14 protein-coding genes are annotated in these 23,316 nt (G+C 51.6%); 11 read left to right on the forward strand and 3 right to left on the reverse strand.

Annotation, left to right across the window (positions count from 1 at the left end; translation table 11 throughout):
* Positions 1–34: 34 nt before the first annotated feature.
* Complete coding sequence (gene rnc / locus BUA40_RS11420; protein ID WP_072800987.1) at positions 35–853, forward strand: ribonuclease III; 819 nt, start codon at positions 35–37, stop codon at positions 851–853.
* A 49-nt stretch (positions 854–902) separates the two neighbouring features.
* Here rnc and BUA40_RS11425 read toward each other — a convergent pair whose 3' ends face one another.
* On the reverse strand, positions 903–2,114 hold the full coding sequence (locus BUA40_RS11425; protein ID WP_072800988.1) for a hypothetical protein: 1,212 nt from the start codon (positions 2,112–2,114) through the stop codon (positions 903–905).
* 3 nt (positions 2,115–2,117) lie between these two features.
* Complete coding sequence (locus BUA40_RS11430) at positions 2,118–2,963, reverse strand: DUF4423 domain-containing protein (RefSeq protein WP_072801002.1); 846 nt, start codon at positions 2,961–2,963, stop codon at positions 2,118–2,120.
* A 149-nt stretch (positions 2,964–3,112) separates the two neighbouring features.
* On the opposite strand from BUA40_RS11430, the gene BUA40_RS11435 reads away from it, so the two are divergent.
* Entirely contained in the window at positions 3,113–4,843 is a 1,731-nt protein-coding gene (locus BUA40_RS11435) for an arabinofuranosidase catalytic domain-containing protein (RefSeq protein ID WP_072800989.1), read from the forward strand.
* A gap of 221 nt (positions 4,844–5,064) precedes the next feature.
* On the opposite strand, the gene BUA40_RS11440 is transcribed toward BUA40_RS11435, so the two are convergent.
* On the reverse strand, positions 5,065–6,702 hold the full coding sequence (locus tag BUA40_RS11440) for a fumarate hydratase (RefSeq protein WP_072800990.1): 1,638 nt from the start codon (positions 6,700–6,702) through the stop codon (positions 5,065–5,067).
* Positions 6,703–6,995: 293 nt separating this feature from the next.
* Between BUA40_RS11440 and BUA40_RS11445 the strand changes: the two genes are divergently transcribed.
* The 9 genes from BUA40_RS11445 (at position 6,996) to BUA40_RS11485 (ending at position 23,178) form a co-directional block, all read left to right on the forward strand.
* Positions 6,996–7,676 carry a hypothetical protein gene (locus BUA40_RS11445; protein ID WP_072800991.1) on the forward strand — a complete coding sequence of 227 codons (681 nt, stop codon included), beginning with the start codon at positions 6,996–6,998 and terminating at the stop codon, positions 7,674–7,676.
* A 290-nt stretch (positions 7,677–7,966) separates the two neighbouring features.
* Entirely contained in the window at positions 7,967–14,419 is a 6,453-nt protein-coding gene (locus BUA40_RS11450) for a glycoside hydrolase family 9 protein (protein ID WP_072800992.1), read from the forward strand.
* Positions 14,420–14,471: 52 nt separating this feature from the next.
* Positions 14,472–16,838, forward strand: a complete 2,367-nt coding sequence (locus BUA40_RS11455) for a PAS domain-containing sensor histidine kinase (RefSeq protein WP_072800993.1) — start codon at positions 14,472–14,474, stop codon at positions 16,836–16,838.
* Positions 16,838–17,212 (forward strand): response regulator, encoded by a 375-nt coding sequence (locus tag BUA40_RS11460; protein ID WP_072800994.1) that lies wholly within the window; start codon positions 16,838–16,840, stop codon positions 17,210–17,212. The genes BUA40_RS11455 and BUA40_RS11460 overlap by 1 nt, the downstream gene beginning before the upstream one ends.
* A gap of 10 nt (positions 17,213–17,222) precedes the next feature.
* Complete coding sequence (locus BUA40_RS11465) at positions 17,223–18,692, forward strand: sigma-54 dependent transcriptional regulator (protein ID WP_072800995.1); 1,470 nt, start codon at positions 17,223–17,225, stop codon at positions 18,690–18,692.
* A complete protein-coding gene (gene dnaB / locus BUA40_RS11470; protein WP_072801003.1) occupies positions 18,685–20,097 on the forward strand; it encodes a replicative DNA helicase in 1,413 nt (470 codons plus the stop codon). Before BUA40_RS11465 ends, dnaB begins: the two co-directional genes overlap by 8 nt.
* Positions 20,098–20,107: 10 nt before the next feature.
* The gene (locus BUA40_RS11475; protein ID WP_072800996.1) at positions 20,108–20,890 is read left to right on the forward strand and encodes an MlaE family ABC transporter permease; all 783 of its coding nucleotides are present in this window, start codon (positions 20,108–20,110) and stop codon (positions 20,888–20,890) included.
* 9 nt (positions 20,891–20,899) lie between these two features.
* A complete protein-coding gene (locus BUA40_RS11480) occupies positions 20,900–21,688 on the forward strand; it encodes an ABC transporter ATP-binding protein (protein ID WP_072800997.1) in 789 nt (262 codons plus the stop codon).
* A gap of 155 nt (positions 21,689–21,843) precedes the next feature.
* Positions 21,844–23,178, forward strand: a complete 1,335-nt coding sequence (locus BUA40_RS11485) for a hypothetical protein (protein WP_072800998.1) — start codon at positions 21,844–21,846, stop codon at positions 23,176–23,178.
* Positions 23,179–23,316 lie beyond the last annotated feature (138 nt).

Genomic DNA, 23,316 nt, shown 5'->3' on the forward strand with positions numbered 1-23,316 from the left:
AGCGCCGACCTCATAGCTCACAGCTATATTATACATGGAAAAGAACACTCTACTCCACAAAGTGCTTAAACTCTGGTTTCGCCAGAAGTCCGATGGCGGGCTTGAGGCGAAGCTCGGGTACCGGTTCAAGGATCCTGAACTTTTGGCGCACGCCCTGGTGCACCGTTCATTCTTGACAGGTACTGACCTGCCTTACGTGAGCAACAACGAACGTCTGGAATTCCTGGGCGATTCCGTGCTGAACATGCTCACCACCGAATACCTTTACAAGACTTACCCCGACGACCCGGAAGGTGAACTTTCCAAGCGCAAGAGCGCCATCGTCTCGGGACATGCTTGCGCCCAGTCGTCCAAGGAATGGAGCCTGAGCGAATACGTGAAGGTGGGCAAGGCCGAAGAAAAACTCGGCGGCCGCGGCAAGGAAAGCATTCTGGCCGACGCCTACGAAGCGGTTCTTGGCGCCGTGTATTTGGATGGCGGCCTCGACGAAGTCCGCGTGATTCTGAACAAGTTCCACTTTCCGCGTGTGCAAGAGATTATCTCTGCCGAAGACTTTATCAACCACAAGAGCGAACTGCTGGAATACCTGCAGGGCAAGCTCCGCACGGTTCCGGAATACGTGGTGGTCGATGAATCGGGCCCGGAACACCAGAAGGTGTTCACGGTCGAAGTCCATGTGGACGGCCGCGTGTACGGTCGCGGACAGGGTGGCAACAAGAAGAAGGCCGAACAGGAGGCCTCTCGCGTGTCGCTCGAAATGCTGCTAGCCGAAGCCGCCAAGGCCGAAGCAGAAAAGGGCCCGGAAGAATCCAAGCCCAAGAAACAAAAGCAGCGCCACGTTGGGCTGCCGTAATCTTAGAAAGCCGTAAAAGGAGATCCCGGCTCAAGGCCGGGATGACATTTTAGCGTAAAAAGTCGCTGGGCTTGACGCCGTAGAACACGACATCGTCAATCCAGAATTCCGTGCTGTCGTAGGCGGCGATCGAAATCGTCGTCACCGACTTGCTGATGACTTCCCAGCCGAGGTTTCCGTACTTGTCGTCGCGCGGCTTGAAGTTTTCGGGCTTTATAACTCGTCGCGTCCACTCGTCGCTAGTCTTGAGCGTGTCGTAGGCGAGTGTCTTGCCTTCGGTGTTTGATTCGCCCAAGGTTTCCAGGATAATCGAGATGACGCCTGTGCCGCGAGCGTAGTAAACGATAGAATCGGTCGCGGACAAGTCGCAGGGCGATTCTTCCTTGCAAATCCAGATTCCGTAGAACGACCAGGAACCACGCATGGCTGCCGAAGTTTCCCAATAAATAGCGTTCCCTTCGCGATCTGCGCCCGCTTCGACAATGAATTCCGAGAGGTCTTTGCGGGTTTCGGGAATGATTTCGACTTCGGGAGTCGTCTTGACGCTTGTGTCGGTAGAAGACATGTAGCCCGTTTCGCTGATGCCGAGTTCCTTGATTGTGAATTGGGCACTTGCCGATTCAAAATCCAGCACCTTGACCGAGTCGGGCTCGAAGGTGCGCACGTTTGCAGAAACATCTTCGCCGGCATCGATTTTGGTGGACTGTTCGACAACGCTGTCGCCAATGATCACGCGCATGTCGTATTCGTACGGCGGCAGCGAATCCATTTCGTAAAAGCCTTCGCTGTCGGTTTTAACCAGGCGATCGGTGCCGTACACTTGCACCCAGGCGTAGTCGACGCTGTCGGGCAAGTAAACCTTGCCGCGCAGGCTGCCCGTTTTTTCGAGGGCGTACTGTACGGAATCGCCTTCTTGAATGTCTTTGGCCGAAATCTTGGTGAACAGGCCTTCGCCGGCGTCGACAATTTCAATCATTGCCTCATTTACGCTAAGGCTGTCGATGTGAATTTGGCCCAAGGAATCGGTCGTGAATTCCTCGAAGAAAATAGCTTTGGAAGAATCGTCTTCGATGTCGCGGACAAAGTCCACGGAACGCATGCGGGCGACAACGCCCACCGCCGGTTTAGAATCTTCACGGACAATCTGAATCAAGAACGCGTTTTCGGTTTCAACGGTACTAATGCCCGCGACTTCTTTGTCGGAGCAAGCCCAAAAGGCCAGGGGCGCTAAACACGCGAGTAGCAAAAACAGTCGTTTCATGTTTTACCCCTCTTTCTTGGTTCGTGGATCGTTAGAAATGTCGGCCACCGGGTAAAGCGCAAATACAAACTGCATAGCGCGGTTAGGCTTGTTGACCTCGGCCACTCTGCGTTGTACCTGGCGCCTGAACTCCAGAGTCATTTCGTTCAAGTCGGCAAAGCAGTCCTCATCGACTCCCACCAGCAGCGAAGAAATATTGCGCTGGGCAGGTTCCACTGCAATCAGGGAGTTCTGCGCGAGCGCCAAAAGTTGATTCTGGTAGCTGCGGATGGCGGCGGTCTTTGTGGCTGACCCTGCCGATGTAAAGTTAGCAGTTGTTGCGGCGTAGCGTTCCGAGGCAAGCGGCGTAATGAGCTTTAAATCCTTCAAAACGGTTATGGCTTCGCGGACTTGGTCTTCGGAAACCGTCGGAGAAATCTGCTTGACCAGGTGCGAAACTTCGGCATGCCCGCCGTTCATTTCAATCAGGGCGCGCACCACGGGAATCCACCACTTGCTTAGGAACAGGTATTCGCTTGCACTCAGCTTGCGCAAGTCCACATCTTGCAAGGCGAGCGCCATTTTATAAAGCTTGTCCTTTTTGGCGGGGGACTTGGTCTTGGAGGCGGCCACCAGGATTTCGAAAAGTTCGCCCTTGCGGCCCTTCAGGTCGAGCAAGTCTTTTGCCAAGGGAATGCTGCGGTTCGGCAGGTGCAGTTCCTTGTTCAGCACGCGGAAAACCTGACTCGTGTCGAGCCCGAGCTTTTGGCCCATCATTTTATAGGAATACAGCGGCATATCCAGCTTGCGCTGGGTATAGTAATTCTTGAGCAAGTCCCTGTAATCGCTTATTTCGTCAATGTTGAGCATACCCATAAAATAACCTTTTCTCGGGCCGAAAAGCAAAAAAAGAGCGAATCGTTTTTGACAAAAATGCAATAGAAGAATCTCCAAAGGCGTGATTTTGGCCCGTTTTAGAAGTAATTTGATATTGGTTGGTAAAAAAGAGGGATGTTGGGATGAAATACAATTCATTTTTGACAGTGCTGGCGCTTGTGGCGCCCACCATGGTCTTGGCCAAAGAAGGCCCCTGTGACATTTACGCAAAGGCAAACACCCCGTGCGTGGCGGCGCATAGTTTGACGCGCGCGCTTTTCGGGGAGTATAATGGCAACCTGTACCAGGTTCGTCGAGCCGATGGAGCCACTAAAGATATTCCGCTCGAAGAAAAGGGCGGGTATGTCAATTCCTCGGTGCAAGACGAATTCTGCAAAGGTTCCAGGTGTACCATCTCGATCATTTACGACCAGTCGGAATACAAGAACGACCTGAAAAAATCGCCCGTGGTATACTGGCTTAAAGAAGGCGGTAAAGAGGCGATTGCGGACAAGGCTCCCATTTACATTAACGGGCGCAAGGCTTATGGCTTTTATCGCGACGCCTGGTCTGCCACCGGTTACCGCAATAACAATACCAAAGGTGTAGCCACCGGCGACGAAGAAGAATCCATGTACATGGTCGTTGACGGCAGACATTACAACGACTTGTGCTGTTTCAACTACGGAAATGCAGAAACAACCGGTAACGATGACGGCCCTGGAACCATGGAATGCATCTACTTCGGAAGCGACAAGGACTGGGGCGGTCCAGGACAAGGAAACGGTCCGTGGGTTGCCGCCGACTTGGAAGACGGCGTATTCAAGGGAAACGATGCTGGTTGGCAATGGGGCAAGACCCATACAACACCGTGGCCAGACGCACTTTCTATTGAAGCAGACTATGTGACCGCCATGCTCAAAGGACCGAATGACGGAACGTTCAAGCTCAAGGGCGGCAGCGCTCAAAAAGGAACCCTCAACACCATGTGGGACGGACCGCGCAAAAGAGGCTACAGCCCACGCAAGCTGCAAGGCGCCATCGTGCTCGGCAATGGCGGTGACGGCAGCGACGGCGGTGCAGGAACGTTCTTCGAAGGTGTGATGACCATCGGAAACCCGCCCGATTCCGTTGACGATTTGGTACAGGCAAACATCGTTGCCGCCGGTTACGGAAGCAAAATTGACATTTTCAAAAAAGTCGAAATTGAACCGTTCAAAGATACACTTACCATCCCCGGAAAAATCGAAGTCGAGAACTATGATAAAGGCGGCAACGGCCGCGGATTCCTGGACAGCGATATCGAAAACGAAAACAGCCTCTACCGCGATGACAACGCAGGCCTCGACAGCGCAGAAGGCGCCATCATTTACGGCTGGGGTTATGCCGATGACTGGTTACGTTACACGGTAAAAGCGTCCAAGAACGACTCGCTCACGCTCACGGCGCGCGTCGCCTCCCCAAGCGATAGCACATTCTTCTCCGTACTCGTTGACGAGAAAAAAGTCGTCACCGTGATGGTCCCGAATACCGGCGACTGGAAGACGTTTGAAACGGTTGCGGTTTCCGTGCCCGCAATTGCAGAAGGTGCGCATGTGCTAAAAATAAAGATTGACAAGCCGTACTTCAATCTCGACTGGATTGAATTTACAATCGCAAAATCCACCACCCAAATGCCGAGATTCAAAAGCAACTTCACTTCAACACCACAAACGGCTACCGTATATGACGTTCTCGGAAATCGCGTTATCACTTTCCGTGCAGATGAAAAGACGATATATAGAGCATGGGATAAAGTTCGTATGAATCTTCCCAACGGAATTTATGTCATCAAAACGAACAATAAAATTGTCCGAGCAGTAAAGACAAAATAAGACACCTCCACACACCCCAAAAACACCCCGCAGGCTCTAGCTTGCGGGGCGTTTCTATTGAAAGGGTGGATATCTGACTAAATGAGACCTTCGAAGAAGTTGTTACCCCAATGAGACTCCGTATTTGGCTATCGCATTAAAGAACTTACGACGCCAAATACTCCGCGCTTCTACGGCTCGTTAATACGAGCCGCATCCGCTTGGCGCAAGGGCAACATCTTTTAAATCAGTCCTTCAAAGAAGTTGTTGCCCTTGTCATCCACGAGGATGAATGCGGGGAAGTCCTTGATGGTAATCTTGCGGATGGCTTCCATGCCGAGTTCCGGGAAAGCCACGATGTCGTTGCTCAGAATGTTCTGTTCAGCGAGGATGGCTGCCGGACCGCCGATAGAGCCGAGGAAGAATCCACCGTACTTCTTGCAGGCGTCGGTCACGTCCTGAGAGCGGTTGCCCTTGGCGACCATGATCATCGAAGCACCCTTGCTCTGGAAGCGCATCACGTACGGGTCCATGCGGTTAGCCGTCGTCGGGCCGAAGCTACCCGTGGGCATGCCTGCCGGAGTCTTGGCCGGGCCGGCGTAGTAAATCGGGTGGTCAGAAACAACCTTCAATACGGTCTTTTCTTCGTCCGTGAGTTCTTCGCCGCGTTCCTGCTTGTCGAAGATTTCGGCAATCTTCGCGTGTGCCATGTCGCGGGCCACAATCATCGTGCCCTTGAGGCTAAGGCGAGTCTTCACCGGATACTTGGTGAGGTCGGCGAGCACTTCCTTCATCGGACGGTCGAGGTCAATTTCAACAGCCGGAGCGAGGTTCACGGCGTTGCCAGCCGGGATGTAGTTTTCCGGATGGTGTTCCATCTTTTCGAGCCAGAGGCCGTTTTCGTCAATCTTTGCCTTGATGTTACGGTCAGCAGAGCAGCTGACGCCGATAGAAACTGGGCAGCTTGCTGCATGACGCGGAGCGCGGATCACGCGAACATCGTGCACCAGGTACTTGCCGCCGAACTGGGCGCCAATGCCCGTCTTCTGGCAAATGTGGAGAACCTTTTCTTCCATTTCAAGGTCGCGGAAAATACGGCCGCCTTCAGAACCGCTCGTCGGAATATCGTCGAGGTAGCCGCAGCTAGCGAGCTTCACCATGTGGGTGTTCATTTCGGCAGAGGTACCACCAATCACGATGGCGAGATGGTACGGAGGGCAAGCGGCTGTACCGAGAGTTTTCACCTTTTCAGCAAGGAACTTTTCCAAGGACTTCGGGTTGAGGAGCGCCTTGGTCATCGGCCAGTAGTAAGTCTTGTTAGCAGAGCCACCGCCCTTAGCGACGAACAAGAACTTCATTTCGGCACCTTCTTCAGCGTGGATATCAATCTGAGCCGGGAGGTTGCAACCGGTGTTCTTTTCTTCGTACATCGTCAAGGGAGCAATCTGGCTGTAGCGAAGGTTCTTGGTGGTGTAAGCGTTGTAGACACCTTCAGAAATCGCTTCGGCATCGTCGAAACCCGTCCAGACCTGCTGGCCCTTGTGGGCAACGCAAATAGCCGTACCGGTGTCCTGGCAGAACGGGAGGATGCCCTTGGCGGCAACGCAGGCGTTCTTGAGCATGGTGAGGGCGACAAACTTGTCGTTGTCCGAAGCTTCCGGATCCTGGAGAATCTTCGCGACCTTGGCCGTGTGGGCCGGACGGAGGCAGAATTCAACTTCTTCGAAAGCGGCCTGGGCGATCTTCGTCAGGGCTTCCTTGGAAACCTTGAGAATCTTCTTGCCTTCGAATTCGGCGACGGAAACGCCTTCCTTGCCGAGGTTCACGTATTCGGTAGTATCTTCACCGTGCTGGACGGTAGCTTCGTATTTGAATGCCATAGTAGAATCTGGGGTTGATTGTGTCATTGCAGTCGTCCCCGGTGTCTGGCCTCACGGAGGTGAGGGCGGGGAAGACATTTTATGCGTGTAATTTAAAATTTCTGACGCTTTTGGTCTAAATATCCCGCCCGAATGGAGCGGTTTTACCCGTGGCAGTGTGAGGAATATCTCAAAATGGCGATGAATGGACGGAAAATGGCGACAATTTGTACTTTTTTTATAAAAAAGTTGGCAGACAACCGAAATTTGTACTATTTTTTACATCGTTAAAAGTTTAAACTGAAGAGGAAACTATGAAGATCAAGACTCTCATGTTGGCAACTATGCTTGCCTCTGCTGTTGTTTTTGCAGCCCCGGCTGCCAAGGACGCTAAGGCTGCCGCACCGGCCGCCAAGCCCGCTGCCGCTGCTCCGGCTGCTGAAGCCGCCAAGCCGGCCGAAGCTGCTGCACCTGCCGCAGCCCCCGCCGCTGCTCCGGCTGCCGCTCCTGCCAAGGCAGAAGCTGCCAAGCCCGCTGCCGAAGCTAAGCCGGCTGAAGCCCCGAAGGCTGAAGCTGCTAAGGCTGAACCGGCCCCCGCCGCCGCTGCTCCGGCTGCTGCACCTGCCGCTGATACTGCTAAGGCTGCCGAAGCTGCTCCTGCTGCCGAAGCTGCCGCTGCCCCGGCTGACTCTGCTGCCGCTCCTGCTGAAGCCGTAGCTGCCGAAGCTGCTCCGGCTGACACCGCCAAGACCGAAGTGCTCGAAGCCAAGGCTGAAGAAGCTCCGGTTGACAGCGCCGCTCTCGCCAAGGCCGAAGAAGAAAAGAAGGCTGCCGAAGCTGAAGCTAAGGCCAAGGCCGAAGAACAGGCTGCTCTCGAAAACAGCTCTGCCGGTTCTGCCAAGTCCACCATCATGGAAAACCCGTGGGAATTCCTGATCGTGTCTGCCGCCTTTGTTGCCTCCGTGCTCGTGATCATCTTCACCGGCAAGGACTAATCTAGCGGTTTAAAATCCACAGATTTTTAGAGGTCGATGCCTACGGGCACCGACCTTTTTTGTAAACAAAACTAAACCTTGTTCTATATATTTCTTACTAAAATCTTTTATACGAAACAGCGTGTCCCAAATCATAAAAAAACGCCCTTTTTGAGAGCAAAAAGGGAACATTTTCTGGTTTTTGAGTGACCGCTTTTAGGTTTATAAATCTATTTTTAAAACGTGTATTTGGGATTTATGGAACGGGTATCTGCAGTACCCGTGTTGGCTGTATTATAAAGGAGGCTTTTGTGCCCGTTAAAAAGAATCTGTTTGCCGCGCTTACTATAGCTGCGTTTGTTTCGTTTGCCTTTGCCGCCGAGCAAGAGCAGCCTACGCCCTACGACCTGATTCGCCCGGTCTACCCGCTTACGTGGGATACGACCGTCTTTGATCATTACGACACGACGGTGACCAAGAAGCACAATATGGTGCCCAAGAACCGCACTCCTGCCTCTTACGTACCGAACGCCTTGATTCCCGATACCTTGAACCAGGCTTATTTGGATGCGATTAACTACCGTATGTCGCCGATTCGTATTAACCAGGCCGGTTACTTGGAAAGCGACCCTGAAAAGCAATTCTACTACGTGGGTACGGCGACGACGTTCGAAGTGGTCGATATTGACGGTAATTCCCTGAACCCGAAGGTGACAGGTTCTTTAGCCAGTAGCGGTTTCCAGACCTCTTCGGATTGGACTATCATTGCCGGTACTAATGCGGCTACGAATGACCAGAAGCGTTACCAGGTGGATATTACGGGACAGTCCGGTATTATTCAGGTGGGTCACATTCCTGGTAACGTTCCGACGGATACCCGTTTGCGCATCAAGGTCGGAAATGATATTTCGAGTACCTTCATTGTGAGTGACAAGGTGTATTCCATGGTGAAGGATGCTGCCCTCAAGTTCTACGGCATTAACCGTAGTGGTGATGGTGATTCCTGGTTTCACCCCGCAAGCCACATGAAAGATGGTGCTGGTGCTGTAGTTACGGGTGCTGCTGATGTACGCGACCAGTATAATGCCGCTCTTGCGGGAACTTTGCAAGGTGGTTACTATGACTGCGGTGACCATTTGAAGGAATCCCAGACTCAGATGTATGCCTTTATGGTTGCCGCCGTTCTTGCTGCTACCAATGCTGATGCCGACGAAGACCACTATGCCTTTAACCACGGTGAAACGGTGAATAAGGACGGTGTCCCGGATATGATGCGCGAAGCAAAGCATGGCGCTGATTATGTGTTGCGTGCCTATGTCCGTGCCAAGGGTGTGATTGACGATATGGCTCTTTCTGTGGGTAACTTCGGTTCTGACCACGGTTGGTGGGGCCGTCCTGAAAATAGCGACTTGCTTCCTGTTGATGGTTCTGCTGCAGCGACGGACCGTGGTGGTCCTATGTCTCGTACCGTGCGCCTTGGCGAAATCGGTGCAAATATCGGTGGTGAAACGGCGGCGGGCCTTGCCCTTGTGGGTAAGCTTTATTCCGATTATAAGGATCCTAAGTATGAGGCTTTTGCTGACAGCTGTTTGAAGGTTGCAAAGGAAATGTATGAATTTGCAAAATCGATGGCTCAGGGCAAGACCTATAAGAATAATACCGAAGCTGCCGGCTGGTCTTCTCCGGCCTACAACGGCAACAACGAATATTTCGATGATTTGGCACTCGCCTCTGTTGCCCTTTGGTATGCCACAGGTGATTCGAAGTATGGTGACGACGCTATCCGTTCCAAAACGCTTGGCACGACGGTTCCGCAGTCGTTCATGGAAAACTGCGTGGGTTGCTTCGACGGTGGTTGGTTCGTGACAGATAACAAGGGCTTCCTTAAGAATGTCAAGAATACCAGCTGGGCAAATGCCTACGCCTATGCGACCTATGCTCTTTATAAGTTGATTCTTGCTGACGAAAACAAGGCCATTAATGAATTTGGCTTGACAAAGGAAGAACGCCTGAATGCCATCGAAGACTGTATCATGAGCATGATCCACAACCTGGCTGACGTGAGCGCCGGTACGGCGACGATTGTTTTGCCTCGCAAGGATCCTTCTAACTACATGATCCAGGATATCGGCTGGAAGGGTAACGAAGTCAAGTATGACCCGATTTGGTTCTCGATGCAGACGGACCAGACCTGGATTTACAACCGTTATCAGGCCGGTAACATCTTTGAAGTTTTGGCATATGCCGACGTCGCCAAGGATATTGAAAAACAGAATTTGGCTCTCCCGAACTTGGGCACCCCCGACTGGAAATCCGATGAAATGCACCAGCTGGGTATTAATCAGTTGAACTACTTGCTCGGTGTGAACCCGTGGGATGTGTCCTACATTTTGGGCGTTGGCGACAAGAACGATGCTCACCCGCACCATCGTGCCGCTAACCCCGAAGGCAAGAACCAGCCGGGTGCCGGTTACAAGTACCGCCCGCCTGTTGGCGCCCTTTATGGTGGCGTGACTCCGGGGGCTACAAACTCCATGGTTCCCGACAACAAGAGCTGGGAAGACTACCATAAGTCTGAAACTTGTATCGATGCTGCGGCTACTCTTGTGAGCTCTGGTATGCTTGCTGCCGCCAAGTTCGATCGCACGATTGCCCCGGGCGTGAGCGTGGAAATCCGTCACGTGAGCATGGACTCTGCCATTGTGGTGGTCAAACTTTCGACTCGTGGTACGGCAAGCCTTTACTACGGTATCGACGAAGCTTCGATGACCGAAACTGCCGTTCCGGACGACAATGCGGCCGGCGTGCAGCACGAAATTATCTTGCGTGGCTTGCAGCCCGGTACTGCCTACCATTTCTACGCCGTGGGCCAAAATGCCTATGTGCCGGAAAACCTGACCATCAAGTACATGGTGGATTCTACCAAGACTCCGTTCAGCTTTACCACTCTCAATACGGTGGAAAGCGCCCAGATTACGAATGTGACTGTCTGTAATATGTTTGGAGACAGTGCCGAAATCATGTGGTACACTCCGAATGGCGAATACGAATCCAAGATTTATTGGGATACAGTCCCGCATGCTACCGCTTCTGAATACGCCTTTAATAGTGGGGCAAGCAATGCCGACGTGTCGGGCATTCCGACCAAGTTCCACTACGTAAAGATTGGCGGCCTTAAAGAAAAGACGACATACTACTACATGGTCGAAAGTAACGGTCAGTTCACCAATGTTGACGAAAAGACGGGAGAAATGCTCAAGTTTACGACTCCGGTGGGTTGGTACGACTTTAGTGTCCGTGCTTATCAGTATGACTTCGGTGGCACTGAATTCCTGAACCTGAACATCTATAACAACGAGGCGCGTCCATTCGATAGTTTGACGCTTCGAATGTACTTTACGGCTCTCCCCGAAGAAGTTGAAAAATGCGCCACCTTGATTGACTCCGATATTTGCCAGGCCTACGATGAAGCTGGCTTCAACAAACCCTGCGAAAATGACCGCGAACTCCGCGACTTGATGCGTGCTGCATTGCCTGTGCGTTTGGATGACACTTACGATGCAACAACAGGAAAGTATTCCTATTACTTCCCGGTTCCTTTGGGATCGTCTATTATCAAGTCCCAGTCACGCTTGCGTGTTGACTTGACCTATTCTTCGGGTATTTCTAATGACAATTACCAGACTTGCGAAACGTTGCGTTCTGCAGCTAAGAAGCACATGGACAAGAAGACCGACTGGTCCTGGGCTCCGCATAAGTTCCTGGACGATGGTGCCGATTACGATGGTATGCCGTATGAAGACAAGGACTATGGCGATATCGATGGTGAAATTCCTGTCAATCCTTATATTGTGGTTTATCGTAAAGATGAATTCATTTGGGGTTATAGCCCCTCGGCGCAGGAAATGTCGACCAAGCGTGCCCATTACAAGATGGATGTGAACTTTGATGCTCCGTTCAATGTGTCTAACAATTCTTACGTGCAGATTGACCAGACCAGCAGTACGGTGTACGTAAAGGGTTATGCTCAGGTTTCTGAACAGGGCTACATTACCCGCATTTGGGCGAATGGTCAGGAAATCAAGACGGTTATCGATCGAATCGGTGACGAAATCTTCTTGCTGGATTATGAAAACCACGAAATCATCGCTCACTACAACGTGACGAGTGGCAACGGCACCATTGACTCGACCGGTCTCTGGACGCTCAATATCCCGGTGAAGATGAAGATTGGTAGCAACAAGATTGACTTGACGCTTTTCGCCGGTGCTAACCCCGAATGTGAAGAATGTGCCGAAAACGGTGGTTGCGCATTCATTAACCGTACCTACTATGTGCAGTTCACTCGCGGCAACCTCACGGCCTCTAGCCTTACCATTAAGGACGAAGCTGGCAACCCGGTGGCATCTCCGGCCGATCCGTCGAATACCCGCTTCTATGTTTACCTGAACGACAAGGATAAGGCTGGTACTTCTGCCCCGATCGAAGTCTTGGTAATCAACAACAAGAAGAGCGATACCTTGAAGGTCAAGATGGTGGAAGACGCTTCTAATCCGGGTAGCTTCAAGAGCGCGAACGCCATTACGGCAACCTCCATTGCTCCGGAAGCAAGAAATAACACCCAGATTTCGTTCTTCGCCGGTGACACGATCCAGGTGATTTACATTGACCCCGATGACGAAGAAGACGTTTCTAAGCAGAGCTTCTTTGCCGAATCCAAGTACCCCGAACCCACGAAGGTCTTGGCTCAGGATAGCGACTGCGACAACATTGCCGACAAGCTGGTGGTGACATTCAGCAATGCACTGACAAGCGACTACAGCTTCGACAGCATTCGCGTGTACCTGCCCGGCATGGCCGATACGGTGACGCTTAAGGTGGATCCCGCCTCGGCACTGGACCAGAGCGACGTGGTGGTGGATTTGCCTGCAACGCTCGGTATCGAAGAAAATGCCGCTCCTGCGGGCATGTCTACGGTGTACATGAAGGCCGAAGGCGCTACCAACGCAAGTCGCATGGCAATTTCCGATGGCATTCTGCCGCAGCTAATGAGCGTGACGATTCTTGAAAATCCGAATCGCGAATATCCGGAAGATACCGTGATGATCGCCTTTACCGAACCGGTGATTCTCAATTCCGCAAGCACTTGGCCGTTGGATATTGTCGGCGTCACCGGTGCCGCCATTAGCGTGGTGGGCAAGGCGACTACGACTAACGACGGCAAGAGCTGGATGTTTGCCATTACCGGCAACACCGATGGCGCTTTCGTGAAGGAAGGTGCTACGGTCATGGTGAAGGGCAACCAGGTGGCCGACAAGGCCTTGAACGTGCTTGACCCGACTCTGATTTGTAAGACGGTCAAGGTGGCGGAAACCCCGAGGCCGGTACCTGTTACTCTTGCCGAAATGCGTGACCACGAAGGCGACGGCTACCCCGACGAACTCTACATGAAGTTTGCCAAGAAGCTCCGCGACAAGGACATGCTCGACAGCTTTGTGGTGGAATGGGGCCTGAAGGGCGAAGTCCGCAGCATGTTGCCCGAATGGGAACATACGTTTGAATATGGTACCCACGAAGAAACCAAGATGGCTGCCGATTCGTCTCTTGCGACTGTGACGATTGCCGATACGTTCTCGGTGATTACCATTAAGCTGACTCCTGCAAATACGTTTGCCTACGGTTCGACCACCGGTGCTTACGACGGTTACGGCCGCGTGACTCCGCGCCTTGGCCCCGAAGGTGGCTTCTTTGACAAGTATTACCCGATTGTGGACAAGTGCCCGCCGGTGATTTTGACCGCGGTGTGGCAGGGCTTCGATGTGGGCGACGATTCTTACGGTTCTCAGGACTACGTGACCCTTACGCTGTCTGAACCGCTCGATACTGTGCCTACCGGCGCCTATGTGGTGGAACGCAAGCGCGAAGCCAATGCAGGCGTGTTCTTTAGCCCCAAGCAGAACCCCAGTCTTTCGCTGACTTACATGACGCACTCCACTTCGGCAAAGCTTGGCTACAAGCACAAGTATAACGAAGCCATTTGGATTGCGGACTCCGTGCGCCTGGTTTCTGATCCGGAAGCAAGCTACTTCAAGGATCTGTTTGGCCAGTACGCCGGCTACGCTACTCCGTGGGTGCCTGTGACCGGTTCTGTGTCCAAGATCAAGTTCACCATTACGACTGTGGATGGCGTGACCAAGTCCAGGAACGCAAACGCTATGTACTATGGCGGCGTCCCGATGGATCCGAATGTGAACTTCCGCTTGACGACCTTGAACAAGAGCAACGAAACGGTTGTGGTGGCCGAAGGCAACAGCAAGTTGCATGATGTCATTAGTTCGCCGATTCGTAACTACGTTCATGGCGGCCCGGTCTTTATGGTCGAAATCGCATTGCCCGATGTGTTGGACAAGACGGAACTCGGCGAAGCCAAACGCGATTACGATGTCAAGCTTGAAATGGACATCTTCAACAACATGGGCTCTTATGTGAACAGGGCGACATACTCCTTCAAGTCGTCGCAGCTCCAAGAATACATCTCGGCAAGCAGCACTTTGACCCTTTACCTGGAATGGTGCGCTCCGGAAGATTATCCGAAGAGTGCCGACGGCAAGAAGATTGGTACTGGACCTTACATTGCAAAGTTCAATACCAAGGCCAAGAGCGAGTACCTGCCGCAGAAGGCTGACGAAGGCGACCGAACCGAAACGTTCAAGGATTCGGATACCTTCACCAGAACCTTCGGTTTCAGAAGGGCAAAGAACTAAGGATTACATAGCCGCGGAAGACAATCCGCGGCTTTTAGATGGGTGAAATAAAATGGCAGAGAGCTTGTTTTCCGATTCTCCGTACCTTTTGGTACTTTCGGTGCTAGCCCTTATTGTATCGTTTTATTACCCTGTTTTGCTAGAACGCAAGATGACGGCACGCCGTTTGCCGAAACCCTTGCGTATGATGGTGCTTGCAAATATTGCCTGGAACGCTTGTAGTATTCTAGGCATCCTCTTCTTTTACGGCCCCATAGAACCCGATCTGTCTGGCCGCTATATTGGTCGCCAGCTCGTCTTTGGATTGCAGGCCTTGTGCTGGGTGCGTGTAGGTGTTGCCGTTTACGACATGTGCGAATTGGTGCTGTATAGCCGCCGCACCGTATTCAAGGCGCTGTCCGCTTATGTGGGCATGATCGTGATTATCGCCCTTACCACCGTGTTTGTGCTTTGCCCAGAAGTGGTGCCCGAATTTGACTTGTTCGGGTTCCATCCCTTTGAAGGAATGCCGATATTCAAGACCTTTACGGTTGTCTATGTGCTGTTCTTTTTACCGCCTTGCTTGATCGTGATTTACCAGTTGTTGCTGGGCTCCCTTAATTCGCTGGACCAAACGGTGCGGCATACGGGCGCCTACATGGCCGGTAGCTTTACCCTGTGCTTGATTGTTGCGGTTCTTTTTGATTTCCTCATTCCCATCATCAAGGAATTTGGCGCTTGGCATGGCGGGTTCCAGTTCATTGTTTGGCACCAGTTCTTGACGCTGTTCCTGGCACTGCTTTGCGGTCAGTACTACACGTCTGCCAGGTTTAGGGACATGGGGGCCTTCTGGTTCTTGCAAAAGCTGATTACCAAGATCGAAGACGGTATCATCTACTACGATGATGCCGGGCGAATCAAGGCGGTGAACCATGGCGCAACCAAACTCTTGGGCCAGTCTTCTATTAATTTGTGTGGAAAATCCATCAAGAATGTCTTGCCGCCGAATCTTGAATTCTTCAAGGAATCGGTTTACAGCGATGTCCGCATGAACATTAACGGCGAAACTCACGTGATGAAGATTTACCTGTTCAAGTGCAGGCAGACTCTCATGACGGTCGTCAACATCGCCTTTTTCATGGACCAGTCCAAGACCTTGTTGCTGCAGCAGAACTTGAAAACGCTGAACGAACAGTATGTGGAATATACTCATGACCTGGTGCGTTATCAGGACCGCTTGAACAAGGAAGCGTCTATCAAGGCAGAAAAAGAAAACGTGCTGAACACCTTGATTAACGCATTGCCCTTTAGAGTGTGGTACAAGAGCGAACTGGGCGTTTACCAGAAGCAGAACCAGCTGGACCTTGCCAAGCGCGGCTCGCGCGAAGGCGCCCGCGACAACAACGAAGATATTTCTATCTACGAAAAAGAGGCCCGTGAAAAGGGCGAAGTCAAGGTCTATACTTCTTTCGAAGATAAAGACGGCGTCGAAATTTCACAGGACGAAGCCAACCGCCTTACAGCCTTGGGCGAACTGGTGCAGACGTTCGATAACATGTACATTCCGATTATTCAGCAGGGTGCGGCTCCTTACAAGACCTTGTGTCTTAAGGTGGACATGACCGAACAGCGCAGGCTTGAATACGAACGGAACATGTTGCGCGAACAGAAGTTCATTCACTCCCGTCTCGAAGAACTGGGCTCCATTTGCGGCGCGTTCGCTCACGACTACAACAATATTCTTGGCGCCCAGTTGGGCTTCTTGGAACTCACGAAGGAATTGCTTGGTCTGGAGAAGATTGAAGATCAAAAGCCGCAGTTGCTCTCTTTTGTGTCGGAAGCTTTGAAGGCGTCTAACCGTGCCAAGGATTCGCTCAATGAATTGCTGAGCGCCATTCGTGGTAATGCCGATGCGGCAACACCTGCTATCGTGTTCTCGCCTTACATGATTATCGAAGACGTGGTCCGCAAGATTTCTCTGACCTTGCCGCCTAACGTGAAGGTGCATAGCGAGGAACTGGACAAGAACATTAAGGTCCGTGGTATTGTGGCCTCTCTCGACCGCATTATCAGTAACCTCGCGAACAACGCCCTGTTTGCTATGAAGGAAACGGGCGGCGGATCTCTGACCTTCAAACTTTATCCTGAAGTTCTCGAATCTCAACTGGTGACGCCTTATGCTCCGCCGGTTCCTGCTGGCTCGTATGCCAAGTTTGAAATCGCCGATACGGGCTCGGGTATGGATTCGAACACCCTGGAACGTATTTTTGCACCGTTTTTCACCACAAAGGCGCCTGGAGAGGGTCTTGGATTGGGACTTTCTTCGGCCTTAAGGCTGTTAAAAGAGGGAAATGCCTACTTTACAGTGCAGACAACGTTGGGTGAAGGAACTACATTTTATCTATATTGGCCAATGGAAACTGAAACGAAGGAGGGCTAGTGCCTACAATCCTGATTATTGATGACAACGAGCAGTTTAATTTGATGCTCAAGTCCGCCCTTGAGATCAAGGGTTACAATGTGGAAACGGCAAAGAACGGTAAAGAAGCCAAGACTCTTTACCAGAATAAGACCTATGACGTGATTATTACCGACATCATTATGCCGGACGTCAATGGCTACGAAGTCATTTTGGACTTGCGTCGCTTGAACATGAGCGATCGCACTATCGCCGTGAGCGGCGGTGGCCGTACCTCTGCCGAATACTACCTGATGACTGCCCAGCATTTTGACGCTGCGGCAACCTTCAACAAGCCTGTAGACTTGCAAGCCCTTCGTGCGAAGGTCGAAGAAATCATCAAGAGCCATTCGTAAGTAGGTCGCGATGAATATCCTGATCGCGGACTTGGATCAGAAATTTATCGACGATATCCAGCACTCTTGGTCGGTTGCGGGGACAACCTTGTTCACCTGTACCCGCGAGAGTGACTTAATGCCCATCGTCAAGAAGGATTCGATAGACCTGGCGTTTATCGAAGTTCCCTTTTTAATGCAGGACAACATGGACATGGTGAGCTTCTTGAAGGAGCGTCACCCGGGCATTGAAATCTTCGTGCTTTGCGACGACCGCAACTGGCAGGGCGCTGCCGCTGCCATTACCCGCGGTGCAAACACGTTCCTGAAAAAGCCCATTTCTATATCTCAGTTGGAATCGACGGCCCAGAAGGTTCGTGCCCAGCAACTGAACAAGTCCAACAACCAGCTCATGGAATCCCAGGTGCTGGACGGCCTCTTGGGGAACACCCCCGAGATGCGCAAGATTTTAAAGACTGTCTACAAGGTGGCTCCCACCAACAGTACGGTGCTCATTACCGGCGAATCCGGTTCGGGCAAGGAATTTTTGGCCAATGTGATTCACCGCTACAGCAAGCGTGCCGCCGAACCGTTCGTGGCGGTAAACTGTGGCGCTATTCCCGAAAACTTGGTGGAAAGCGAACTCTTCGGTAGCAAGAAGGGTTCTTATACCGGTTCTACCGCCGACAAGAAGGGCTTGTTTGAATCCGCCAATGGCGGTACGCTCTTCTTGGACGAAGTCGGCGAATTGTCTGCAGCAACCCAGGTCAAACTTTTACGTTTTTTGCAAAGTCACGAAATTCGCCGTGTGGGCGATACCCAACCGCAGTACTTGGACGTGCGTGTGTTGGCTGCAACAAACCGTGACTTGCAAGAGGCTATGCAAGAAGGCCGTTTCCGCGAAGACTTGTATTATCGCCTAAACACCTTCCATTTGCTTTTGCCGCCGCTCCGCGAACGCAAGCCTGCGCTCCCGAACTTGATCAAGTATTTCATTTTGAAAAACAAGGATGCCCAGGGCAAGGAAATTGTCGACCTTGAACCGGCGGCTTTGTACGCGTTGACTAAGTATTCGTATCCGGGCAACATTCGTGAACTCGAAAACATTATCGAGCACGCTACTGTGTTAGCTGAAGGCGGCGTGATCCGCCTGGAAGACTTGCCCGAAGAGGTGCAAGCCTATGCCTGCGAACAGACGATGGCGATTCCGCATATTAAGGGCGACCACAATGCAGAGCCCCAGGTAATTGAAGCGGAGTCGGTGGAAGTACCGGGAATCTCCTTTGAAAGCGGCAAGTCCGAAAAGAAGGCCGCTGCTGAAAGCGAAGCGGATGGCGAACTCTTGTCGCTCGAAGAAATGGAACGCAGGCACATCCTGCGTGCCTTGAGCGTGTGCAACGGCAACCGTACCGAAGTCTGCAAGCGTCTGGGAATCAGCCGCGCTACCTTGTGGCGTAAACTGAAAGAACTTAAGATTACTATGGATGGCGACGATGCCTGATTTTGAAAATCAACATAATTCATACGAAGGCCGTCAGGTTCCCATGGACCTGGATGCTGAACGTTGCCTGCTTGGAAGTATTTTGCGCGATCCGGACGTGATGGGTAATGCCATCATGATCATTAAGGACGAAAGCTTTTTCTACTTGGAAAAGCATCAGCTGATTTGGACTGCCCTTTGCACGCTTAACCGCAATGTGACACCGATTGACTTGGTGACTCTCGCTGCCGAACTTGAAACCATGGACAAGCTCAAGTTGGTGGGTGGTCGCGAATACCTGTTCGAACTCATGGAATCGGTGGCCTCGTCGGCCAATGCGGATTGGCATATCGAACTTCTGCGCAAGAAGGCGACGCTCCGCAAGCTGATCAAGTCTTCGTCTGCGGTCATCAAGAATGCGATGGATCCGGCGGCAGTTCCCGACGAGGTGCTGCAAGATGCCGAACGCGATATCTTTGCGATTGCTGACGACCAGATTCGCGATTCGTTGAAGCCGATTCAGAATTTCGTGACGCCGCTCTTGGAACGCCTGAACAACCGCAAGGACGGTATCACTGGCATTCGTACGGGCATTACTGAACTTGACGAACTCACGAACGGACTCCAGAAGTCCGACTTGATTATTCTCGCGGCACGTCCTGGTGTGGGTAAGACTTCTTTCGCACTTACGATTGCGGCGAATGCGGCAATCAATTTTCATCAGAATGTGGCCTTCTTCAGCTTGGAAATGGACGGTGTCCAGCTGGCTCAGCGTTTACTTTGTTCGCAAGCGCAGATTGACCAGAGCAAGCTCCGTAACGGCTATCTCAACAGCGACGAAAAGAAAAAGCTGATTGCAGCCGTGTCGCCCATTCAGCAGGCTCCGCTTTACGTAGACGATAACGCAGATCTCGGTATCATGGAACTTATGAGTAAGGCCCGCCAGCTCAAGCGTAAGGGCAAACTCGACTTGCTGATTATCGACTACCTGCAGCTCATGAAGACGGGCAAAGAAGAAAACCGCGCCGTGGCTATCGGTGCAATCTCCCGTGGCCTCAAGATTCTGGCGAAGGAAATGCAGATTCCGGTCATCGCGCTCGCACAGCTTAGCCGTAAGGTCGAAGAAAAGGGGCGCGAACGTCCGCAGCTTTCTGACTTGCGTGAATCGGGTTCTATCGAACAGGATGCTGACATGGTGTGGTTCGTGGAACGTAAGTTCGTACAGACTCACCGCGAAGAAGATAAGCATACTGCGGAACTGATTGTGGCAAAGCACCGTAACGGTTCGGTGAAGGATATTCCCATGACCTTCATTCCGGAATACACAACGTTCTACGATTTCACTCCTGAAAGCGAAGGCGGTGGCGAAGCTTATGCTTACGACGATGCCGGCGATATGGGACCAGCTGATTTCGGAAGTTACTAAGGAGTCCTAGATGCAGTTAGTATTAGCCCCATTTATCTGGTTTGGCGAGGTTCTCGTAACCGGTATTTCGGCTATTGGCGAAGTTATCTGCATCTTGTTGAATACTCTCAAGCAGCTCCGCTTTATCCACAAGAATCCGGTGCTTATTGTCAAGCAGATGATTTCGATTGGCGTGTCATCGCTTCCGCTGTTGTTCGTGACGTCTATCTTTACGGGCATGGTGGCTACGGTGCAGGCCGAATTCGAATTCCACAATCTGGTGGCCGATAAGTTCGTGGGTACTGCCGCCTGTAAGATGATTCTGATTGAGCTTGGCCCCTTGCTGACGGCGATTGTGCTTTCGGGCCGCGTGGGGTCTGCTATTGCGGCAGAACTCGGCTCCATGAAAGAAAAAGAGGAACTGGCCGCCTACACGGTGCTCGGTCTCGATACCTACCGCTATTTGGCGATGCCGCGCTTTGTGGCCTTCTTTACCATGGTGCCCTGCCTTACGGTTATTTCTAATGCCTTGGGCATTATCGGTGGCTGGATTGTTTGCGTGCTCGGCCTCGATATTACCACCTATACTTACGTGACCGGTATGCAGTACCTGTTTGACCCCATGGATTTGTGGTCGGGTACGCTCAAGTCTTTTGTATTCGGAACCTTGATTTTCTTGCTGGGTTACTACCATGGCGTCAATGCCAAGGCGGGGGCCCGCGGCGTGGGTATCGCTACCATGAGCGTGGTGGTTTCCAGCTGCCTCATGATTTTGGTTGCAGACTTTGTTTTGGACGCTATCCTATTCTTCTAAGGTGTCACTATGCCCAACGTAAAAATAGACCCAAACGATATCGCTATTCGCCTTAAGGGACTCAAGAAGTCCTTTGGCCCGCAGGACGTTCTTTGTGACGTGAACCTGGATATTCGCCGTGGCGAGACTATGGTGATTATCGGTAAGTCCGGTGGCGGCAAGTCCGTGATTCTAAAGCACATGATTGGGCTTTTGCAACCGGATGGCGGCGAGGTGACGGTGGACGGCGTGACGATCAGTACGCCCAAGTTCTTTGACACGCACACGATTCGTCGTAAGATGGGTATGCTGTTCCAGATGGGCGCCCTTTTTGACTCCATGGATACCGGCGAAAATATTGCGTTTGCCTTGCGCGAACATCATCCGGAAATGAGCGAAGCCGAAATCCAGGACGTGGTGACCGAAAAACTCAAGATGATCAACTTGGTTCCGGAATTCCGTACCAAGATGCCGTCTGAACTTTCGGGCGGTATGCGCAAGCGTGTTGCTCTTGCCCGCGCCATTGCATTGAATCCTGAAATCCTTTTGTACGATGAACCTACGACCGGCCTTGACCCGATTACGAGTGACGTGATCAACGACTTGATTCTGGATATGCAGAGCAAGCTGGGTGTTACGTCTGTGGTGGTGACTCATGACATGGTGAGTGCATTCAAGGTGGCCGACCGTATTGCCATGCTGTATAATGGCCGTATTATTGAAGTGGGTACGGTGGACGAAATCAAGAACACGACCAACCCCTACGTGCACCAGTTTATTACCGGCCAGCGTAAGATTTCGGTGGACGAAGAACAGTAATTCGCCCCATTTTTCATGCAAGTAAACTTAGATTTACATTGACGTGTGAACGCAAATTTTGTATGCAAAAAATATGTGCTTTTAAGCACGATTTTTGGTACGGTTGTAGCATTTTCAATTTGAATAATGTATTTTTCGGCTAAAGAGGTTTTATTATGAATAAGAAACTTTTAGCAGGAGTCTCGTTTGCTGTTATCGCCGCTGCAAGCTTCTGGGCTTGCGGTGAAGGCAATATTAACCAGATGAGTGGTGAAGATGAAGTTATGCTGCGTCTTTATGCTTTGGATCCGGCAACGGGCGGTCCTAGCAGCGAACTTGTTACTCTGAAGAATGATGCCTTGGCCAGTTGTAAGGAAGATCCTGGCTGCTATGTTCAGTACCAGGCTTACCTGAATGGTGATGAACCGATCGAAGAAGATCCGGATCCGATTGAAGATCCGAACCAGGGACAGCAACAGCAGGATCAGAACCAGAATCCTAGTTCCTCTGCTTCTAGAGACCCGTTCGTGATTGTCGACAAGCCGACTTCTTCTGCAACGATTATTGATGACCCGATTCCGGGTTCTTCTAGCAGTATCGAAATTGTCAGTGACGATACTTTCGGTACTTGCGCTCCGGCAAAGGCTACCATTAGCAAGGGCGAATCTGTTAAATGGACGTTCAAGGCAAATTCGAGTTTCGCTGGCTTCGATCCGGTTGAAGTTGCCAAAGCCGTTTACGCATGGACCACTACCGGCGGTGTGGATGACGGAACCCAGAAGAGCACCTCCAGTGGCAATATCACTTATGCCGCTTCCGGTCAGTTCGGTGCTTCTGTCGTCGTGACCTATAAGGGTGCAAACTATCCGGTAACCTGTTCTCCGCTTCAGGTGAACGGCTTCCCGATTACTTGTACTTGTACTGCCGCTGGTGGTGATATCACTGATGACCAGGGTGTTGCAACTTGGACTGCTGCTTGCCAGTCGCAGGCCAACATTACCGGTTACACCTGGGATGGCACGGATCTCGGCGCCGATGCTGTAGCCTATCAGCATGTCTTCGAGAAGAAGGGCAATCTTCATACTCCGACGCTTTCGGTGGCAAACGATGATAACACCGTTCAGCAGGTGACTTGCCCTGAAGTTAAGGCTACTGATTCTAGCTTGCCTGATTACTTGTTTGAAGTCGATGGTGACCAGATCAAGAGTACTGCAATGGATGTCAAGAACGAAGGCTGCATGTCTATTCGTGGAACTTGGAGCAATTCCGGTTATTCTCCGAATATTCAGGTTTTGTGCGATGGTAAGGCTGACGACCAGAATGTTGGCATGACCTTTACCATGACCTACAACTCCAAGACCATTGTTGATTACAAGACTGGTGCTGGCAGTGGCTGGGGCTTCAGCAATCAGGGCGGCGAAATTGGCCAGATTAAGCAGGGCGCTGTTGCGTTTGACAATATCTGCGTGTCTTTCACTGGAGCATCTACTGTTTCTTGTAAGATCCAGTAAGCTCCTTTAAAACAGCATTAGAAAAGCTCCCTTCGGGGAGCTTTTTTTGTAAGAACGAAAACCACCAGCTAGGCTGGTGGTTCTAAAGAAGCCTTCTGGCGGTGCTGAAAAAAAGAAATCCTTTGATTATAATTGAAA

The organism is Fibrobacter sp. UWT2 (assembly GCF_900142545.1).
In the GTDB taxonomy this organism is placed as follows: Bacteria; Fibrobacterota; Fibrobacteria; order Fibrobacterales; family Fibrobacteraceae; genus Fibrobacter.